Annotated in this window: 15 protein-coding genes; 8 read left to right on the forward strand and 7 right to left on the reverse strand. The window is 60.4% G+C overall.

The genetic code is table 11. From position 1 onward, the window contains the following. Both FV233_RS21665 and FV233_RS21670 read right to left on the reverse strand, forming a co-directional pair. A partial coding sequence (locus FV233_RS21665; RefSeq protein WP_147898736.1) for a glycosyltransferase occupies positions 1 to 1,641 on the reverse strand: 1,641 nt, incomplete at its 3' end. Between the two features lie 820 nt (positions 1,642 to 2,461). Next, positions 2,462 to 3,175 carry an FkbM family methyltransferase gene (locus FV233_RS21670; RefSeq protein WP_187278194.1) on the reverse strand — a complete coding sequence of 238 codons (714 nt, stop codon included), beginning with the start codon at positions 3,173 to 3,175 and terminating at the stop codon, positions 2,462 to 2,464. A 175-nt stretch (positions 3,176 to 3,350) separates the two neighbouring features. Between FV233_RS21670 and FV233_RS21675 the strand changes: the two genes are divergently transcribed. Further along, positions 3,351 to 4,301: a UDP-glucuronic acid decarboxylase family protein gene (locus FV233_RS21675; protein ID WP_147898738.1), complete on the forward strand. Its 951-nt coding sequence runs from the start codon at positions 3,351 to 3,353 to the stop codon at positions 4,299 to 4,301. A gap of 673 nt (positions 4,302 to 4,974) precedes the next feature. On the opposite strand, the gene FV233_RS21680 is transcribed toward FV233_RS21675, so the two are convergent. The 4 genes from FV233_RS21680 to FV233_RS21695 all read right to left on the reverse strand — a co-directional run bounded on the left by FV233_RS21680 (position 4,975) and on the right by FV233_RS21695 (position 10,110). After that, on the reverse strand, positions 4,975 to 6,405 hold the full coding sequence (locus FV233_RS21680; RefSeq protein ID WP_147898739.1) for a mannose-1-phosphate guanylyltransferase/mannose-6-phosphate isomerase: 1,431 nt from the start codon (positions 6,403 to 6,405) through the stop codon (positions 4,975 to 4,977). A gap of 14 nt (positions 6,406 to 6,419) precedes the next feature. Continuing rightward, positions 6,420 to 7,403 carry a GDP-mannose 4,6-dehydratase gene (gene gmd / locus FV233_RS21685; RefSeq protein WP_147898740.1) on the reverse strand — a complete coding sequence of 328 codons (984 nt, stop codon included), beginning with the start codon at positions 7,401 to 7,403 and terminating at the stop codon, positions 6,420 to 6,422. Positions 7,404 to 7,497: 94 nt separating this feature from the next. After that, positions 7,498 to 8,499, reverse strand: a complete 1,002-nt coding sequence (locus FV233_RS21690) for a GDP-L-fucose synthase (protein WP_147898741.1) — start codon at positions 8,497 to 8,499, stop codon at positions 7,498 to 7,500. A 1,071-nt stretch (positions 8,500 to 9,570) separates the two neighbouring features. Continuing rightward, positions 9,571 to 10,110, reverse strand: a complete 540-nt coding sequence (locus FV233_RS21695) for a hypothetical protein (RefSeq protein WP_147898742.1) — start codon at positions 10,108 to 10,110, stop codon at positions 9,571 to 9,573. Positions 10,111 to 10,658: 548 nt separating this feature from the next. On the opposite strand from FV233_RS21695, the gene FV233_RS31260 reads away from it, so the two are divergent. The 3 genes from FV233_RS31260 to FV233_RS21710 all read left to right on the forward strand — a co-directional run bounded on the left by FV233_RS31260 (position 10,659) and on the right by FV233_RS21710 (position 16,043). Further along, positions 10,659 to 10,940 carry a hypothetical protein gene (locus FV233_RS31260; RefSeq protein WP_246690053.1) on the forward strand — a complete coding sequence of 94 codons (282 nt, stop codon included), beginning with the start codon at positions 10,659 to 10,661 and terminating at the stop codon, positions 10,938 to 10,940. Positions 10,941 to 11,285: 345 nt separating this feature from the next. Next, positions 11,286 to 15,164 carry a glycosyltransferase gene (locus FV233_RS21705; RefSeq protein WP_246690054.1) on the forward strand — a complete coding sequence of 1,293 codons (3,879 nt, stop codon included), beginning with the start codon at positions 11,286 to 11,288 and terminating at the stop codon, positions 15,162 to 15,164. An 84-nt stretch (positions 15,165 to 15,248) separates the two neighbouring features. After that, positions 15,249 to 16,043 (forward strand): ABC transporter, encoded by a 795-nt coding sequence (locus tag FV233_RS21710; protein ID WP_147898744.1) that lies wholly within the window; start codon positions 15,249 to 15,251, stop codon positions 16,041 to 16,043. 44 nt (positions 16,044 to 16,087) lie between these two features. Here FV233_RS21710 and FV233_RS31265 read toward each other — a convergent pair whose 3' ends face one another. Continuing rightward, entirely contained in the window at positions 16,088 to 16,309 is a 222-nt protein-coding gene (locus tag FV233_RS31265; RefSeq protein ID WP_246690055.1) for a hypothetical protein, read from the reverse strand. Between the two features lie 738 nt (positions 16,310 to 17,047). Here FV233_RS31265 and FV233_RS31275 point away from each other — a divergent pair. From FV233_RS31275 to FV233_RS21730, 4 genes are all read left to right on the forward strand, one after another. Next, positions 17,048 to 17,545 carry a hypothetical protein gene (locus FV233_RS31275; RefSeq protein WP_246690056.1) on the forward strand — a complete coding sequence of 166 codons (498 nt, stop codon included), beginning with the start codon at positions 17,048 to 17,050 and terminating at the stop codon, positions 17,543 to 17,545. Between the two features lie 661 nt (positions 17,546 to 18,206). Further along, positions 18,207 to 18,686, forward strand: coding sequence for a hypothetical protein (locus FV233_RS21720; RefSeq protein ID WP_147898745.1), 480 nt, complete (start codon positions 18,207 to 18,209; stop codon positions 18,684 to 18,686). An 8-nt stretch (positions 18,687 to 18,694) separates the two neighbouring features. After that, complete coding sequence (locus FV233_RS31660; RefSeq protein ID WP_147898746.1) at positions 18,695 to 19,270, forward strand: CatB-related O-acetyltransferase; 576 nt, start codon at positions 18,695 to 18,697, stop codon at positions 19,268 to 19,270. Positions 19,271 to 19,456: 186 nt separating this feature from the next. Beyond that, a partial coding sequence (locus FV233_RS21730) for a class I SAM-dependent methyltransferase (protein ID WP_147898747.1) occupies positions 19,457 to 20,061 on the forward strand: 605 nt, incomplete at its 3' end.

The raw sequence follows: 20,061 nt of genomic DNA on the forward strand, positions 1-20,061 counted from the left end.
CTGATCCGGACACAGGATACTCGCGACAAACACCGACAGGGGCGTTTGTAAAACTGGGCAAATGTCATAATCGGGACTGGTCTCGATAACCGCCAGGCCATTAACGTTCATTGGCACGAACGGGAACAGCAATCGCCTATATCTGCGCTCATACGCCGAGAAAACGGACAGGTATCGTCCCGCTTTTTTCATTTTTCCTTGTAAACCTACACGTAGCCAATCAAAAGTCGTTAATACTTCGGCGAAAGACTGGCGAATTTTAATAAGCTCGCCATAATATGCCACCATATCTTCACTCAATTGACCGTCATGCACAGATGATGTACTGACATGGCCTTGGCAATACTTAAAGCTAAATCGATAAGACAATCGAAGCCATAGCTCAGAATCACCTGCAAGCCTCAACGACCTGTTGATCCCTCCAACAAAGAGATAAGCACGCTTGGTAAAAAATACGCTTGCTTGAAACAGGATATGTCCTTGCCAGAGGGTGGCGAAGCCCACTTCTGGCTGACGTTTGTTCTGGGTTTTCCAAACGCCATAATCTAATGTTTCATCGAAATATATGACTTCATACCCCGGATTTTTCAAAAAGGCAGAGACGACGCGGGATAAAGCCGCCCTTTCGAACGTGTCACTTGCATTAAGATAACAGTAAATATCCCCCGTCGCAAGATCAAAGCCCTTCCTAACAGCATCGTACAGACCTTTGTCTTTTTCGGATACGATGACATTGATCTGATCGGCGTACTCAGAAATTATCGATAGCGTTTCATCCGTCGATCCCCCGTCGATTATAATGTACTCTAGCTCTACATCCGCCTGTTGTAGAACAGACTCGATTGTAGAACGGATCGTCTTTGCGCCATTTAAGACAGGCGTAATCACGGAAACTTTTGGGCGAGGACTGGTGTGCGGCAGCATGTCGCCTCGCAGCACATTTTCGTTCGAAAAATTCAACTGACGTTTTTGGGCGATCCGATAAAAAGGATTTAATAACCGCCGGGGATGGAAGCGTTTGTACTGTCTTGGAAGCTTTGAGGGATTCACAGCTAAATGGTCGATAATCCTCGCAAGCTCCGGAGCGATTTGCGGCGGCAAGATCTCGAGAAGTTCATAAGCTGATTGGATACGCCCATCCGCCAGCATTTTTACTATAGTTCCTTGAAATGTTGGCGCCACCTCCCGGGCCACGGTACTGCAGAAAACCTGATCTTGGTCTTCAAGCAATGCAAAATGTGCAGCCGCATCCTTCCATTTTTTGCTTCGCGCGAGGATGAAAATCAGCAACCGTCTTCCCGCCATGGAAAGGGTTAGCGTCGGATTTGCGATAAGTGTGGCTGAACATTCAACTGCTCGGGCATCGACACCCGCAGTGAAGTACATCCACCCAAGGTCTAGTAGCATATATTCGTTCTCGGGGAATTTTCGTAACGCCTCCTGCGCAAGGATGATGGCCCCGTGTATGTTATTGAGGTCCTTTTCTATCTTGATCATCAAAGCATACGCAGCCGATGTGTCTTCATAACTTGCAAAAATTTCTTGAAGGATTTTTTTTGCTTCTTCGTACCTTTTATGATCGGCGCATTCATTTGCCTGGCTTATGAGAGTACTTGCTCTGTCGATGTTATCTAAACTCATAGTTGCTGGCTTTCACAAAATTTGCTGATACCCGAAACGGCTTTTTTGAGTTCGGCTTTTTATCTCGCAGTTATCCGAGAATCAAAATCAGCTTACCCCCTTCGTTTATGTCGCAAATTTCGAGGACTTGATGTTTGGCCCGGTTGCGTGGTGGTGTAACCGTCGCTGTAGGGGGGACGCCTTATGGGACAAGTTCTCCACGGCACCGCCGCGGCCACTGAGTCGGTTCGTCGAGTAACCCAAGCTCGTAAAGGAGCATGGGGGCCACCGCCAAGCGCTACGGTATCAGCGTCACGCCCTAGCCAAGGCGAGTTGTGGGATGACCCGCAGCTCTTTCTGAACGCCGACAAATATGGCCGCCGGCTCGAGACCCTACGCGGCCTCACGCCCTCCGAATTCGTCTGTCAAACCTGAACGATAATTTCCAAAACGCTTCAGGCGCGATCCGGCACATCACATGCCGCGATCATAAAGATGCCTGCCAGCTCGTGCGCAATTCTTTGAGCACGTCGGACCGGTTTGACACCCGAGGCCCCTCGGTGCGGGGACGGCCAATCGTGCCAGGCGGTCGTGTAGAGGCCGGCTGATAGAGTGCCGCGTCAAGCCGCGGGCGGGTGATCGCCGTGATGCGGCCGCCCGCGGCTCGACGCGGACCAGAAGTACGGAGAACGCACTATCACCGAATAGGATGAGATCGCGGCACGCAGCCAGTGACGCGGCTGAGTGGCGACATGGCGGCCCACGTTGTGTAACGACTTGTGGTGACAGTTCCTCTCGCTGCCGGTGCGCTCAATGGGGACAGGAGTGGCAAGGCGCAGGTTCAGACATCGTCCTCTGCCGATGCGTGTAGGCTATACCAAACAGCAGGGTCGAAAGCCTCGAATGCGATCCGCATTCTCGGGTCGAGCCGGCGGATGAGGCCATCCGCACGATCGGGTATGAAGACGAGGTCACACTGGTAGAGACATCCGTCATAATAGGTCATATCGACGATGTCCCACAGGGCCAGGCCAGCGACCTCGGCCAGCCGGAGACGTTCAGGAAGGTGATGGAGTGTCGTCTCTACGATTACACAAGAGGCGTCGAAAAGCGCTCTCCTAGCCCCCTTCAGGATCTCTGTCTCGTGCCCGTCCACGTCAATCTTTATGAGGTAAGGTTTTGCCGGCGATGTCTCGTCGACGTACCCGTCCAGCGTCTTGCGTTGTACGGTCCTCAGACTCGCCTCATGTCCTTCCGCCGGACTGACGTGACTGACGACGCCGTCGGCGTCGGCACGCACTTCCCTCAGCAAGAATGGGCCGTATCGATCTGAGAGTGCGACGGGCTCAAGTTTGTAATTGACGCCCGCGTAAGCACGGTGAATGTCCTCGTGGTACTCCAGCACCGGTTCGAACAGGATATGGGGCACACTCGAGAAAAGCTGGCGCAGGTCCGGACTGTCGCGCTGGACGCCGACGTCGATGACTGTGCCGACATTCAGACCCGCGCGGAGCAGCGTCTGGATCGAATCCCACTTCGTCAATCTACGTCGCACGACCATCTCCTCGGACTCATCTCTCCGGCGTCATTAGCACGGGTGCCAAGGCCGAACTACGAACGATAATGGTACGGGTTGCGATCGCGAGGCCGTTCAACCGGACCTCAATTTCTAGCAGGGGCATTGTCCGTCAGCGAAGGATGCGTGCGCGGACGAATTTGGGGCGATAGTTATGCGGTATGGTGATACGAAGAGGACCCTCGTGACTGGCGGGGCTGGGTTTATTGGGTCGCATCTGTGCGAACGCCTCTTGGCCCGCGGTCACAACGTGCTGTGCGTGGACAATTTCTTCACCGGTACGCGGGCCAATGTCGCTCATCTGCTCGGAGAATCGCGCTTTGAACTGTTGCGACACGATGTGACATTCCCGCTCTACGTCGAAGTTGATGAAATATTTAATCTTGCATGCCCGGCATCACCGGTTCACTACCAATTCGATCCAGTGCAAACGACCAAAACGAGTGTTATTGGCGCGATCAATATGCTCGGCCTTGCAAAGCGCGTGAAAGCCAAGATCTTGCAGGCGTCGACATCTGAAGTTTACGGTGACCCCGAAATCCACCCACAGACCGAAGATTACTGGGGGCGCGTAAATCCAATCGGCTTTCGTTCGTGCTATGATGAGGGTAAACGTTGCGCGGAGACTCTATTCTTCGACTATCGCAGGCAGCATAATTTGCCCATTAAAGTTGTTCGTATATTTAACACTTATGGGCCACGGATGCATCCGAACGATGGTCGCGTAGTATCTAATTTAATACTGCAGGCTTTACGGGGGGAAGACATAACGCTGTATGGCGATGGCCTGCAGACACGATCGTTCTGCTACGTCGACGATCTGATCGAAGGTCTTCTCGCGATGATGGAAACTGGCCATGAGGTCACCGGTCCGATAAATATTGGGAATCCTGTTGAAGTCACTATCCGACAATTAGCTGAGATTATTATCAATATGACCGGCTCCCATTCAAAGTTTGTCAACATGCCGCTACCACCGGACGACCCTCGTCAGCGGCGGCCCAACATCACACTGGCCGATCAAACCCTCAACTGGCGACCGTCCATCGCGTTACATGAAGGCTTGCAGCGCACGATTTCTTATTTCGCGCAGCTGACGCAGTAGGATGCTATCACGCTGACGCGATTTGTGCTGACCCCGCTGAGGGCGAGATCCGAGTCGGTGCTCGTTCATTCCCTCGGACAGACTGGGACCGCCGGTGGAGGCCAGTACTGTCACGTCGGCTCCGTAACGTAGCGCCCTCAAAGCGACCGCGACGCAGTATTGGGCCTGCCACGCCCTAGAGCCGTTCCCGACTACGTTGGGTCGGGTCACGGTACTAAATCACTGTTTTGTTATGCTCTTTTGCATCGAACCGGAGCTAATTCGTTGGAGAGCGCTGCAGCGGCGAGGCGGTAGAAACGGAGCAACCCTGCAAGCGCCGGTTCGCCAACCCACTGATAGCAGTCGAGCGCGTCGCTGATCTTGATTCTGTGGCGGGCAGTTCGTGGTGTGATGCTACCGCCCAGCACATGCGCCAGCAGTGACGATGGTCGTAACCCTTGATGGAGTACAGGTTGTCCGGTCTGCGACGCTTACGCCACCAGAGCACCCCGCTTGTGCATCCAGGACACGGTGGGTCGGGTCAGATTCGTGTCCGCCCCGCTGTCGGCTGCCGCCGTAAGATCATAGGCAAAACCCTCAAACAGGCGCGCCGGAACAAATTAAAAATTAGAGAGCTGTCGTGCTGTCAAGCAGGAATTTATGCATCAGATGCTGGCACTCGCATGCCGAACATCTACCGCCCGTAGATATCCTCGACGCGTATGATGTCGTCCTCGCCGGTGTAGGAGCCGACCTGAACCTCGATCAACTCCAGCGGGATCTTGCCCGGGTTGTTCAGCCGATGCATCGACCCGATCGGGAGGTACACCGCCTCGTTCTCGTGGACCAGCACCACCCGGTCGTCCACCGTAACCTCGGCGGTGCCGCGCACCACCACCCAGTGCTCGGCCCGGTGATAGTGCTTCTGCAGCGACAGACGCCCCCCCGGCACGACCTGTATCCGCTTCACCTGGAAGCGCTCGCCGATGTCGATTCGCTGGTACCACCCCCATGGGCGGTACATCCGCAGATGCGCGTTCGCCTCCGGCTCGCCCGAGGCTCGCAGTGCGTTGACCAACTGCTTGACCTCGCCCGATCGGGCCTTCGAGGCCACCAGAACCGCGTCGGGCGTGGACACAACAACCACGTCCTCCAGCCCGACCACCGCAGTCAGGCCCTCGCCCTGACTGTGCACCAGGCTATTCGTGGTGCCGATCAGTGACACCCGGCCCCGCACCGCGTTGCCCGCGGCATCGTGGTCGAGCACCTGCCAGACCGCGTCCCAAGTGCCGACATCCGACCATGGGAACGACACCGGCAGCACGCCGGCCCGGGCGGTCCGCTCCATCACCGCGTAGTCGATCGAAATCTTCGGCGCCTTGGCAAAGGCTTCGGCATCCAGCCGGACGAAGTCGAGGTCGGTGACGGCCGCGTCGAGCGCGGAGCGGGCGGCTTCGAGCACGTCCGGCACGAAGGCTTCGAGCTCGACCAGCATCAGGTCGGCGCGGAACAGGAAGTAGCCCGAGTTCCACAGGGCGCCGTCCTCGATCAGCGCCTCGGCACCGGCGCGGTCCGGCTTCTCGACGAACTTCTCCACCCGGGCGGCCCCGGGCGCTTCCGCGATCGGTGTGCCGCGGCGGATGTAGCCGTAATCGGAGGCCGGGCGGGTCGGCTCGATGCCGAGCGTCATGGTGTAGCCGGCCCGCGCGCCTATGGCCGCCGCCCGGGCGGCGTCGACGAAGGCCTGGGTGTCGGGCACGACATGGTCGGCTGCCATGATTAGGACTACGGCCTGCGGGTCGATCGCGGCGACGTGGAGTGCCGCCACCGCCACGGCGGCGGCGGAGTCGCGCCCTTGCGGCTCAAGCAGGATGTCGGCGCCGATCCCGAGCTGGCTGCACTGCTCGGCCACGATGAACCGGGCCTCGGCCGAGGCGATCACGGTGGGCTTGGCGAACACGGCAGCCTTCGACACCCGCGCGAGAGTCGCCTGGAACGTCGAGCGCTCGGCGTCTACCAGCCGAGCGAACTGCTTGGGCATGCTCTCGCGTGAGGCTGGCCACAGCCGCGTGCCTGTGCCCCCGCATAGGATGATAGGATAGATGGCGGCGGAGGAACGAGGCATCGTCGTCAGACCAATCAGACGTTGGCGTTGAGGCGCTTAATGTCGGCGTCGACCATCTCGGTGATCAGCGCCTCCAGGGATGTCTGGGCCTCCCAGCCGAACGTCGCTTTGGCCTTGGCCGGGTTGCCGAGCAGCACCTCGACCTCGGCCGGACGGAAGAACGCCGGGTCGATAATCAGGTGGTCGTCGATGTTCAGCCCGACATGCTTGAACGCGATCACGCACATGTCCCGCACCGTGGTGGTCCGACCGGTGGCGATGACGTAGTCGTCCGGCTTGTCCTGCTGCAGCATCAGCCACATCGCCTCGACGTAGTCTCGGGCATGTCCCCAGTCGCGCTTGGCGTCGATGTTGCCCAGCCGCAGCTCCTTCTGCATGCCGAGCTTGATCCGCGCCACCGCGTCCGTGACCTTGCGGGTCACGAACTCGACGCCGCGCAGCGGGCTCTCGTGGTTGAATAGGATGCCGTTCGAGGCGTGCAGCCCGAAGCTCTCGCGGTAGTTGATCGTCATCCAGTGCGCGTAGAGCTTGGCCACGCCGTAGGGCGAGCGCGGGTAGAATGGCGTCGACTCGCTCTGCTGCGCCTCCTGGATCAGCCCGAACATCTCCGAGGTCGAGGCCTGGTAGTACCGAGCCTGGGGGGCGACCGAGCGCAGGCATTCGAGCATGTGCACGGCGCCGAGCCCCGTCACCTGGCCGGTGAGCAGCGGCTGCTGCCACGAGGAGGTCACGAAGGACTGGGCGGCGAGGTTGTAGATCTCGTCGGGCTTGGCAGTCTGGACGATGCGCAGCAGGGCCGACTGGTCGAGCAGGTTGCCGTCCACGAGTTCGACATCGCCCAGGATACCGAGCCACTTCAACCGATGGTCGAAGACCCCGGCATGGCTGGAGCGGCGCACGATGCCGGTGACCGTGTAGCCCTTCTGCAGCAGCAGCTGCGCGAGATACGCGCCGTCCTGGCCAGTCACCCCCGTGATCAGCGCACGTTTGCCCGTCATGAATGCGTCCTATCCCGTTGCTGGCCCGGCTGCTACGACCGCGATAGCGCCTACGTCAAGGCTGTCTTCGTCGCCCACCATAGCTTGGAGACCTTCAACTCCGGAGCGTTGCAATATTTTCTAAGAACCAGCGGTAAGTGTTCCGCAGACCGTCCTCCAGGCTGATTTGCGCCCGCCAGCCCATGGCATGAAGCCGCGACACGTCCATCAGCTTGCGCGGCGTACCGTCGGGCTTGGTCGCGTCGAATTCGAGCCGGCCCTCGTAGCCGATCACCCGGGCCAGCGCCTCGGCCAGCTCGCGGATGGTGCAATCCGCGCCGGTGCCGACGTTGATGTGCGACAGGTCCGGCCGGGTGTTGGCCGCGTAGGCCGCGTCGTCCAGCTCCATCACGAACACGCTGGCCCGGGCCATGTCGTCGACGTGCAGAAACTCGCGCATCGCCCGGCCGGTGCCCCACACCGTGACGGAGGCGCTTCCCGCCTGCTTCGCCTCGTGCAAGCGCCGCATCAGCGCCGGCAGGACGTGGGCGTTCTGCGGATGGAAGTTGTCGTTCGTCCCGTACAGGTTGGTCGGCATCACGCTGCGGTAGCGCCGCCCGTATTGGCGGTTGTAGCTCTCGCACATCTTGATCCCGGCGATCTTGGCGATCGCGTAGGGCTCGTTGGTCGGCTCCAGGATCCCCGTGAGCAGCGCGTCCTCGCGCATCGGCTGCTCCGCATGCTTCGGGTAGATGCACGAGGAGCCCAGGAACAGCAGCCGGTCGACATCAGCCACGTGCGCGGCATGGATGAGGTTGGCCTGGATCAGCAGGTTCTCGTAGATGAACTCGGCCGGATAGGTGTTGTTGGCGTGAATGCCGCCGACCTTCGCGGCGGCGAGATAGACCTGATCAATCCGGTTCGCGGCGAAGAAGGCACGGACAGCGCCTTGGTCTAGCAGGTCAAGCGTATCTCGATCGGCGGTTAGGATACGCTGGTGACCGAGTTCCTGTAGCCGGCGCACGATGGCCGACCCCACCATCCCTTTGTGGCCAGCAACGAAAATTGATCCCTTTGACGCGCTTGGATTGATACTGCCCTTCGCTTCCTCAAGCATTATCTCGATCCCTTGTATAACACACCCGGAGAAATTTCGATTCGACTGACGCTATCACTCAGCAAGAACCATAACATCAGTATCCGTTCAAGTTTCTTTAACCGATTCAACAAGCATCATCTGTTAATTCGCGATGTGAAGTGCTTACCGGCATGTCTGGTCTAGGCCAGATCACCGCAACGACGGGCAGGGTACAAGATACTGTGCACCCCATGCCGATCATGGATCGTTTGCCGACGCCACCTCGCGAATTTCATAGCGAGGACGGCGGGTGAAACACCCGCTACGACGATGAGCCGAATACGCCAAAAGCTAAGGGCTGTTATCGGGTGCCTACCCTAGATGAGGACGGACCCGACTGCCACCATCTTAACCCGTTCCGGCCACTTCGCCGAGCCCGTCGATGATGCCGATTCCCCGGCAGATGTCATCGATCTAACATGACCCGAATGATGCACCGAGGGGATGCGTCGCCGGCGGGCTTCTGTAGGCAAGTTTGATATTTACGTTTAACGCGATGCCCCGCCACCTGCAGTGTCGCTTAAGCCGGTAGACGAGGTCGAAACCGCGCCGTTACCACTTGGGTACCGACAGTACCGGATCGATCACCCCGCAGGTTGGTGCTCAAATTAATTTTCCTCTTGAATGAAACCTGCGCGAGCTGGGTCGAACGGCCCAAGTCGGCTGACCACCCGCCGTCCGCCAGCGATCGGCTTCCCGACGATCATGGAACAGATGTGTCGTCGCACAGATCTTGGCACATAAGCTCGACCAGATCAGTCGGCCGGCAGATCGACTTCATCGTCCTCTTGCCACATGTACACCGGCAAAAAGCTCTTGCTTGATTGGGTAGGAGCAGAAGGAAGTAGAGCGAGAGAGTCGACCGTATGGCTTACTTCCCGTGTTGACGCTGCACCCGAGGGGCCGTGATATGGTGATAGCTGGCCGATGCCGCGATCGCGGGGCGTAGCCACGATCGGCGACGGGACTTGCGACAAACTGGAAGACTCGAGGCGGAGGCCTCGAACCTCTCTATACCCAGTCATGGCGCCTCGAACCGGGAAGAGCCGCTCACTCAGCCGCGGCAGCGTCGCTATGCTCGCCGTCGGCGCTGGACGCTTCTTCATCCCGCTCGACATCGTCGGGGGCGTCATCCGTCTCGTCCTGGCTACCCTCGGCGGCGGTGAAGAAGTCGCCCTTTCGAATCGCCTCGCCACCCGTCACCATCATGCTGAGGTAGGTGTTCAGGGTGTTCGGGGCGACGTCAGGCAACCGCTCAGCGATCTCGGCATGCGTCAATCCTTGCGGCCCCGCGCTATTGAGGAGTGACTTCAAACGTCCCTTGGCCGAGTTCGATCGTGGGCCACGAGCTCCGCGGCGTCCACTCCGACCCGACATGCCCTGATCCTCGGCCGACGGTCGGACATTATCAGATGACCGAAGGATGTCCGTGTCCTTGAGCGGTACGCCCTCCACGATCGCCGTCAGCGCAGCTTCCGCCGCGCGCAGCTTGGTGAGTTCCGTTGAGATTCGATCGTAGTCGCTCTGGAGTGCAGCCCTCCGCGCCCGCACGTCGACCAGCGCCTTCGTCAGGGTATTGTCCTCAGCCATCGGGCAACCTCACTCCAAACATTGGCTCGTGCGCGGTCATAGGTCATAGGACTTTGAAAGCGTCAACTGGGAGCCCTCGGGCCGCGGAGGTCCTTTAAGGTTTTGAGGACGGCTCAGTTGTCAGACACGCATGGCCTAGCGAGCCGAAATTGAAGACAATTTTTCTGGACGCAGCGAGCATAGGCAGAGCAGTCCAATTGCAATGCGGGCATTGCAACCCAGTTTCATAACTGCGTTTGGGACTCAGTCGTACCGATCTCATTTCAATCACGGCAAGGCGCTCTGTTCAATCATTGCCGCCAATTGTGTCAACAGTATATCGGAGTTGAAATCGCAGACTCGCTCAATCCGTCAAACGCTTCCGACAAAGGTGGGAATAATTTAATCGACATCGACCCGCGTGATCATCACGGCCAGTCAGGAAAATTCATGTTCATGACGTCAATAATTGCATCGAATTAGGCTGCAGATGCGCCTCTGAAAAAGTTATGCATATCGCGATAGAGTCGAATCGCAAATTCGATATCGGAGGCGATGTTCGTTCGGGAGTGGCCAATCTCTATATCGGCCTGGGCTCAATGCCCCGCGTCGGTGACAGGACTGGCTTCACCGGGCTCGTCCATCTCGACCCGGTCGAGGCGAAGGCGATCGAGATAGGGACGGATTGCTCGATCGCGTCCGGTGTTTGGATGACGACGAGCAATTTCCACTCGATCATCTGCTGGAGCGGCGGTACGCGGCTGAATCCGGCGAAACCCGTCCGCGTTGGCAACCACGTCTGGATCGCCAACCACGCGACGCCCCTCGAGAGATCGACCAATCTGCGATAACGCTATCATCGGGGCGCAAGCGGTCGTCGCCGTAATCGTAGCCCCTAATGCGTGGCTGCTGGCAACCCCGCGCGCATCGTGCACGAGGATGTCACCAGGCGGCCGGACCTAATCTGACGGCGGGGTGACGAAGGGCAGGGGACCGAAGGCAAAACCTCATATTTACCAGGCGCGCCTGTTCCGATAGGGCGAGAGCGTCCTGCGAGGCGCTCGCTCGGCGCTATAATCCTCCCCCGACGCAGCCCCGCAAAGACATGCCCATCCGAGCTACAAGCCTCGACACAGCCGCCGATGACGCTCGCATGGCGGAGCGAGCCCTGCGCGCGACGATGTGAGAGCGGTGCATTGAAGAGTCTCTATGGCCTGTATCACAGCTGGGCGGGCTCCACCCGAGCGCGTTCGAGCCGAAATCCGCTGATCCGACTCGCGGCCAGCAGCGGCCTTCCCCCGGCGAACGATATCGCGTCGGCACCAAAGCAGATCGCGGCGCTGGAGCCGTATGTCGACGCGCGCTTCTACGCGAGCTGGTACGGCATCACGGTCGATCCTGTGCGCGACTACCTCACAGTCGGCTGGCGCGCCGGCCGGGATCCGCGCCCCGACTTCTCGACCGCAGACTACCTCTCGGCGCGGCCCTATCTCGCCGCTGCCGGCATCAACCCGTTCCTGCACTGGGTGACGGCGCAGCGCGCCAAAGGCGGCGACCTGCCCAAGCCCGACACCAAGCAGGCCGAGCGCCTGGCCCGCCGCCTTGTGGACGGTCCCTTCTACCTCGCCAACAACCCCGATCTGCAGGCGGCCGGCGTCGATCCGGTGGCTCACTACATGGCCTCCGGCTGGCGCGAGGGCCGCGAGCCGTCGCCGCACTTCGACACCCTCGCCTACTGCCTGACCCGGGGCATCTCCTACGCGACCCAGAACCCGCTGGTGCACTACGTCCTGCACGGCGGCCCCGCCCGGCCCGAGCCGGAGGATCTCTTGGCGCTCCAGGCCGAGACGCTCGCGCCGTATTTCGACGCCGCCTACTACCGGCAGGGGCTGGACGAGCGAGATGCCCAAGAGTTCTCCGATGCGGAGCTGCTGCGGGCCTACGTGACCGGCGGCTGGCGTGCGCTGCGCAGCCCGCGCCAGGATTTCGACCCAGCCGGCTTCGTACAGGCGCGCGCCGGCAGCCGGGCGGTGATCGGCGATCCGCTCTTCCGCTATGTGACCGAGACGTTACTCTCCGGCGGTACGCCGTTTTCGGCCGATGACCAGCCACAGTTTCCCGCCGTGGACGAGGACTGGTACCGCGCGACCTATCCGGACGCGTGGGGCTTGCCCCCCTACGTGCATTTCTCGAGAGCCGGCTGGCGAGAGCTGCGCGATCCGGGAAAGGGCCGCTCGACGCTCGACGCGCTGCTGCGGGTCCGCAGCCTGCGCCCGGCGCGTCCGCCCGGCGAGGACACAGGCTGGCTCGTGGAGATCGGGCACGTGTCCCCGGACCAGGCAACATTCCTGGACCTGCAGACCGAACTGGCGGCGCTGCATTTCGACCACGCCTTCTACCGGCAGCGCTACGGCCTGGCGGAGGACGTGGACGCGGTCCGGGACTATTGCGCCACCGGCTGGCGTCGGGGCCGCAACCCGCGCCCCGACTTCAACGGGTGGGCGTACCGCGCCCATCATCCCTACGTCGAGGCGACGGGAATTGCCCCGTTCGTCCACCACCTCGCCACCGCGCTGCTGCGCGGCACCGACCTCTCGGGCGGCGCCTTCGAGCCAGGCTACGGCACGCCGCCCGCGGCGGCGGACGCGGATCTGCTGGAGCAAGCCCGGCTGATTGAGCCCTATTTTGACGCGGCTTGGTACCTGAAGCGCTACCCCGACACGCGCGGCTTCGAGAACGGGCCGGCCATCCACTTCCTGTCCCACGGCCAAGAGGAGGATCGCGACCCGAGCAAGACCTTCTCGACACGCTTCTATCGCCGGGCCTACGGTTACCTGTTCGCGCCGGGCGAGTCGCCGCTCCTGCACTACGTGCGCACCGGCCGCGCCGCCGGGCTGATGGGCTGCCCGGAGGATCTCGGCAGCTGGCCGGCCATGGAGGCGCCCGAGCCGCGGGACTGGGACAGCCTGCCCCGGGCCCTCACCCTCGCCCAGGCTCGGGTCGTCGTGATCATGCCGGTCTACAAGGGCCGCGGCGAGACCCTGCGCGCCATCCACGCCTGCCTCTCAGCTCCGCAAAAAACCCCGTTCACCCTGCTTGCGGTCAACGACCGGTCCCCCGACCCGCAGCTGACTGCGGAGCTCGCTGAGCTGGCCGGCCGCGGCCTGTTCCACCTCGTCGAAAACCAAAACAACCTCGGCTTCGTGCGCTCGGTCAACCGCGGCCTGTCCCTGCGCCAGGGCCGCGCCGTGGTCCTGCTCAACTCCGATGCCGAGGTGTTCGGCGACTGGCTCGACCGGCTGGTCGCCCACGCCGAGGCCGCCGAGACGGAGGGCCGCCCGCCGGTCGGCAGCGTCACGCCGCTGTCCAGCAACGCCACGATCTGCAGCTACCCGAAGTTCAACGCCAACAACGCCATGGCGCTGGAGATCCCCCGGCCCGACCTCGACCAGGCCGCCAAGGCGCTCAACCGCGGCCGCTCGGTCGAGGTGCCCACCGGGGTCGGCTTCTGCATGTACATGACCGCCGCCGCGCTCGATGCCGTCGGCACCCTCGATGCGGTCGCCTTCGGCAAGGGCTACGGCGAGGAGAACGACTGGTGCATGCGCGCCCGCAAGGCCAGGTTCTCGAACCTGCTGGCCGAGGACGTGTACGTCTACCATGCCGGGCAGATCTCGTTCGGGCTCGACCCGGGCGGCGAGTACGACCAGGGTCAGGCGGCCTTGCTGGCCAAGCACCCGGACTATCCGGCGCTGGTCGGCCAGTTCGTCCAGGCCGATCCGGGCCGGCGCGGCCGGGCGCGGCTCGACCTGTACCGGCTGGCCCGGCACTTCCGCGGCCGGGCTGTGCTGTTCGTGACCCACAGCTGGGGTGGCGGCATCCAGCGGCACATCGACGACATGATCGCCCGGCTGAACGCCGAGGGCGTAGCCGTGGTGCTGCTCTCGGTCGACCGGGCCCGCAACATCCAGGTCAACGTCTCGTACCGCAGCCGGGAGTTCGTGTACCTGCCGAGCCTGGACAGCCTGTACCTGCCCCGCGACGCGGACGCAGTTGCCGCGTTCGTGGAGCAGCTGGCGCCGCTGCTGATCCACGTGCACTCGCTGGCGGGCCTGCGCTGGAATGCGGCGCGCGCCCTGATGGACCTCGTATCCGGCTTGGGGCGGCCCTACGCCTGGACGCTGCACGACTTCTCGCCGGTCTGCCACCGCAACCACCTGGTGATGCCGGACGGGCGCTATTGCGGCCTGGCGCCGGTGTCCGTGTGCCGGGACTGCCTGGCCTCGGACGCGGACGGCTACGAGGAGCCCGATCCTGAGGAACGCCGGGCCGCGTTCGGGCGGTTCCTGGCCGGAGCGGCGCGGGTGTTCGCGCCGTCGGCCGACACGGCGGGGCGGATCGGGGCGGTGTATCCGGAGCTGGCGATCACGGTGCGGCCGCACGTCGAGCACGACCGCAGCGTGCGCTCCACCACCCTGCGCCGGCCGGGCCGCGTGCGCCGGGTCGCGGTATTGGGTGGCATTAGCATGCCTGAAGGCGGCCTTCTGCTTCAGGCACTGGCCGCGGACGCTCACACACGCGATCTACTCCTACGGTTCGCGATCGTGGGTTTCTCCGATCCGACGCTTACGGGCGGCCTGGAGCGGGCAGGGGTCACAGAGACGGGCCGCTACTCCACCGACGATCCGACACTCGATCGGGTCGCGCGGGCGGCTCTGCAGATCGCAGAGACCGGCCAGCACTGGGAGGACGAGGAGATCTTCGACCGCCTGCCCATGGTATCCGCCGACATGGTCCTACTGCCGGCGATCTGGCCCGAGACCTATTCCTACGCCCTGACCCTGGCGCTGCGAACCGGCCTACCAGTCGTGGCCTTCGATCTCGGCGCCCAAGGCGACCGGCTGCGTGCCTACCCGAACGGGCACGTGCTGCCCTACGCCTTGGCGAATGACCCGGCTGCTTTCAACGATCAGCTTCTGGCGATCGACATCTCGCCCGGCGGGGAGCACTCAGTGCCGATCCAGGCGGTCGAATACGACGACCTGATGCGCGACTATTACGCCCTGAGGGCGTGAGCCCGCCCGATCCCGCGCATCCGATCAACGCACTTTAGCCCAGTTTCTCGTCGAAGCAGGCGGAGAAACGCAGAGGCTAACCCGATGTCCGCTCTCCCGACGGCTCAGACGCAAAAGAGCCCGGCCGAGTCCTACCTGCACGTGCTGTACGCGCTGATCCTACGTGACGTACGCACGCGCTTCGGGGCCTCGCTTTGGGGCTATGGAGTGATCGTTCTCTGGCCCTGCGTCCATGTTTTCATGCTCATTGGCATCTATACGTTCCAGAAGCTGGCGGCGCCGCTCGGAGATAGCAGGCCGCTGTTCTTCGCCACGGGCGCGGTACCGGTGCTGGTGTTTCAGTATATTTCCCGCGAGGTCATGAAATCGGTCATGATAAACCGGCCATTGACCTATTACCCACAAGTTAAGATATTCGATCTACTATTCTCGCGTATTCTAGTTGAGATTGTGACTGGATTTCTAGCGTTATTGGTCGTCACGTCGGTCTTGGTCGCGATCGGGACTAACCCAATCCCAGCGGACCCCATCACCGCTGTCTGCGGCTATATCGCGGCTATTGTTCTTGGAATAGGGATCGGCACGATCAACGTCGCCATCGTCGGGTTCTTCCCGGGGTGGATGATCGGATATGCCCTTTTCAGCATCCTAATGTATATTTCCAGTGGTGTGATGTTTCTGCCGAGCTACTTGCCAGAAAAGATATACTACTGGATGAAATTTAACCCAGCGTTACAATGCGCAGAATGGGTAAGGTCGGCGTATTATCCTTATGCTGGCATTCAAGTGGATCACTTATATGTTGTTATGTTTGGAATAACGTCAGCAGCTATCGGACTGTTTCTAGTGAAGCATGTCGTCAGTAAAATTCAAGCCTGACCGACCTTCGGTTCGCATGAGAGGCGGGAGATGCGTGCGCACATCTAGGAGCTGGCTCTCTGCCGTACGGGTAGTTCTCGTTCGGGCTCGATCCAGGCGGCGGGTACGACCAAGGTCAGGCGGCGCTGCTGGCCAAGCACCTGGATTACCCGGCCTGGGCCGAGCAGTTCGTCCAGGCCGATCCCGGCCAGCGCGGCCGGCGCCGGCTCGACCGAGCGCGTCTGGCCCGGCACTTCGCCGGGCAGGCGCTCCTGTATGTGACGCACAACTGGCGCGGGGCATCCAGCGGCCCATCGACGACATGATCGCACAGGCCCAGGCCGAGGGCTTGTGCTTGGTACTGCTGCAGACCGACCGGACCCGCAACCTCGAGGTCCAGGTTGCCTACCGCGGCGCCGAGTTCCTGTACCTGCCCAACCTCGGCAGCCTGTACCTGCCGCGCGACGCCGAGACGGTGTCGGGCTTCATCGCGGCGCTGGCGCCGGTCCTGATCCACGTGCACTCGCTGGCGGGGCTGCGCTGGGCGGCGGCGGGGGCGCTGATGGTGCTGGTGGCGGGCTCTGGCCGGCCCTATGCCTGGACGCTGCACGACTACTCGCCGGTCTGCCACCGCAACCACCTGGTGCAGCCGGACGGGCGCTATTGCGGCCTGGCGCCGGTCGCCGAATGCCGGGCGTGCCCGGCGGCGGACGCGCAGGGGTTCGAGGAGCCGGATCCGGGTGAGCGGCGGGCGGCGTTTGGGGCGTTCCTGGCCGGGGCGGCGCGGGTGTTTGCGCCGTCCACCGACACGGCGGCGCGGATCCGGGGGGCATACCCGGACCTGGCAATCACGGTGCGGCCGCATCTGGAGCCGGAGCGCACAGTACGCGACACCGCCCTGCAGCGGCCCGGGCAAATCCGGCGGGTCGCGGTGTTCGGCGCCATCAGCCTGCCCGAAGGCGGGCTCCTGCTGCAGGCACTGGCAACCGACGCGCAAGCGGGATCTGCCCCTGCGGTTCTCGATCGTGGGCTTCTCCGACCCGGCGCTCACGGGCGGCCTGGAACGCACAGGCGTCACCGATACCGGGCGCTATGTCGGCGACCACGAGGCGCTCGACATGGTCTGGCGCGTCGCGGCCGATCTGGTCCTGCTTGCGGCGATCTGGCCGGAGACCTACTCGTACGCGCTGACGCTGGCTCTGCGCACCGGCCTGCCAGTGGTGGCCTTCGACCTCGGCGCCCAGGGCGAGCGGCTCTCCCTCTACCCGAACGGCCACCGCCTGCCCTACGCGCTGGTCACCGACCCGGCCGCCTGCAACGACCGGCTGCTGGCCATCGACATCTCGGAAACCGGGCGGCTCTCCAGGCCGATCCAGGCCGCCGATTACGACGACATGATGCGCGACTATTACACCCCACCTGCCCGATACGGGCTCCGTGAGGCCGACCCATGCTCTCAATTTAAGGGTTTATCAACCACCTCCCCCGCTGCGCCGATCCTGGCTAAATGGATACCCCGCTAAATGGATACAACATGGATACAACGCAGTATGAGCCGACGCATCACTGCAAAAGAGTACAACAATGAGATAGATCGACACAACTAAATCCAGCAGCCAGTGGCGACCCCATCAAGCTGCCGCACGGCTCCCAGCGAATGGCAAAGCAGCAACAGACGAGGAATAACGAATTTACAGCGTCGCCGCTGCCTGCATTACAGTCTTAAAATCGGCAGCCCCCCCCAATCGATGAGCATGCCAACGTAGGCATATCAATAGAGATGGACCCAGCGTGAAAATTTACGATTCGTCACGTCCATTAGCCTTTATGCATATCCCGAAATGTGCGGGAGCGTCTCTACATGGCTCACTCAGAGGAGCGCTGCAGCCCGAACACGTAACGCACCTCACCGACGCCCTACTGTTCGACAGCGACTCACATATTAATTCATTATCTGACGGGATACGGGGCGGAATTTGGCATGATCACACAGAGATACCTCACAGTGCACAGCTGATTTTAGGCCATATTACCTACAATAAGCTCCGTAAATTTTTTCCAAACGCGCAAGTGATAACTGTGCTACGCGAGCCAACTGCTCGCATACTATCACACTGGGTATTTTGGCGCGCATATGAGGATACTAGCCTCGCACCATTAGGTAGTTATTCCGACATTGTCCGCGTGAGTCGCGGACATTTACTTGAATTCTTAATCAGCCGTCAGGTAGCAGCACAGATAGACAATCTTTTCGTTCGAATGCTCTTGAGCCCTCATCCGCTTATACCGAGAAACGGATTCATAGATTATGCAAACGACGATATTGTGCTACGGGAAGCGGCGGAAAAACTCAGCGAAATAGAGTGGGCCGGGATCAGCGAGGATATCAACATGTACGATCGACTTTCGTCATGGTTAGGAATTCAAATACATGAGCAGCGCTCTAATGAAACTCTGACTGTTCCATTCTCCCAAAAGGGGGTGCTTTCAGATCATCTGACTTCGGCCACCCTCGATGCCCTCGAAGCAAGGTCAAGGCTTGACTTGAAGCTTTGGCGGTTATTAGCCGCGAAGACAAATATCGACCCCGAAGCGCTGCGTTGGAGAGCGACCACCACCGCTGCCGCTCGCTTCAGCCAGTTGCTCACCTATAAAGTCTATTGAGATCCCAAATGATCGACCTAACAAAAAATGTCCTTGATTGGGGCGTAAAAGAGCTTGGCTGGGAGATTGGTGATTATACCTATGGGTGGCCAGACGTACAAACGTGGGGAGAGGGCTTTAAGCTAAAGATGGGCCGCTATTGTTCGATTGGCCCTGCAGTCAAAATTCTCTTAGGCGGAGACCACCGAACTGATTGGATCTCGACCTATCCATTCAATGTTATTTATCCGGATTTTAACTGGATAAAAGGTCACCCGCATTCTCGCGGAAATGTCTCAATTGGAAATGACGTTTGGCTAGGCGCGAATTGCACAATCTTATCTGGCGTGAGCATTGGGGACGGCGCCGTAATTGGCGCGCATGCGGTCATTTCGAAAGACGTTCCACCATATGCAATCGCTGTGGGCAATCCAGCTCAGACAATCAGACGCAGATTTAGTGACGAACAGATCGGCCGGCTTCTAGAGCTTCGTTGGTGGAACTACGAATACCAAGAGCTTCGCAATTTGATTCCGCTACTTCAATCCGATCAAGTAGATGAATTCATCCGCCGGGCCCTTGCCGAATTGCCTCGAAACACATAGGGACGATGGCTGGCCAGCTCAGTTGCGAGCCGCGCCTCCCTGCCGTAAGATAATCGAGATTGCTCGAGCACCGGCCGATCGAATCTCGATTGCGCCTAGCTTAAGCTCCTAGATTCAGCAAGCACTCCGCGCAGCAGCCGTTCTGCACGGCTGGTAGTGGATGGACGCCAACACAAGGTGGTATCAATGAGTAAGGGCATCCCAAACGCCCACCACGGCATGCACTACCATCAATTCATGTCTGAGTTATCATCCAAACGAAGTGTCCGCCGACATCTGGAAATCGGCATTGAACACGGCAAGCATTTTTCCATGATTCATGCCGATCAGGCACTCGGTATCGATCCATACATGAACATACAACACAACGTCGCTCAATACAAACGTAAGTGCGTACTTGTTCAGCTTGGAAGTGACCAGTTTTTTCAGGAAGAGAGTGCTAAAGATCTGTTGGGCGGGCCGCCTGATCTTGCCTTCCTTGACGGAATGCATACTTTTGAATATCTGCTGCGAGATTTTTTCAATACAGAAAGAATATCTGCCGCGAACACGCTAGTCGCGCTTCACGACTGCCTTCCCCTTACGGCGGAAATGGCGCTTCGCGACAAATCCGAAGCCTATGCGTCTAGTCCAGATGGACCCTATAGGGAATTCTGGACAGGAGACGTCTGGAAAGTTATTCCGATATTGCAAGAGTACCGGCCCGATATCCAGATAGTCTGCGTCGACTGTCCGCCTACTGGAGTTGTTTTCTTAACTAATCTAAATCCTGAATCTCGGACACTACAGGA

The organism is Methylobacterium sp. WL7, from assembly GCF_008040085.1.
Lineage (GTDB): Bacteria > Pseudomonadota > Alphaproteobacteria > Rhizobiales > Beijerinckiaceae > Methylobacterium > Methylobacterium mesophilicum.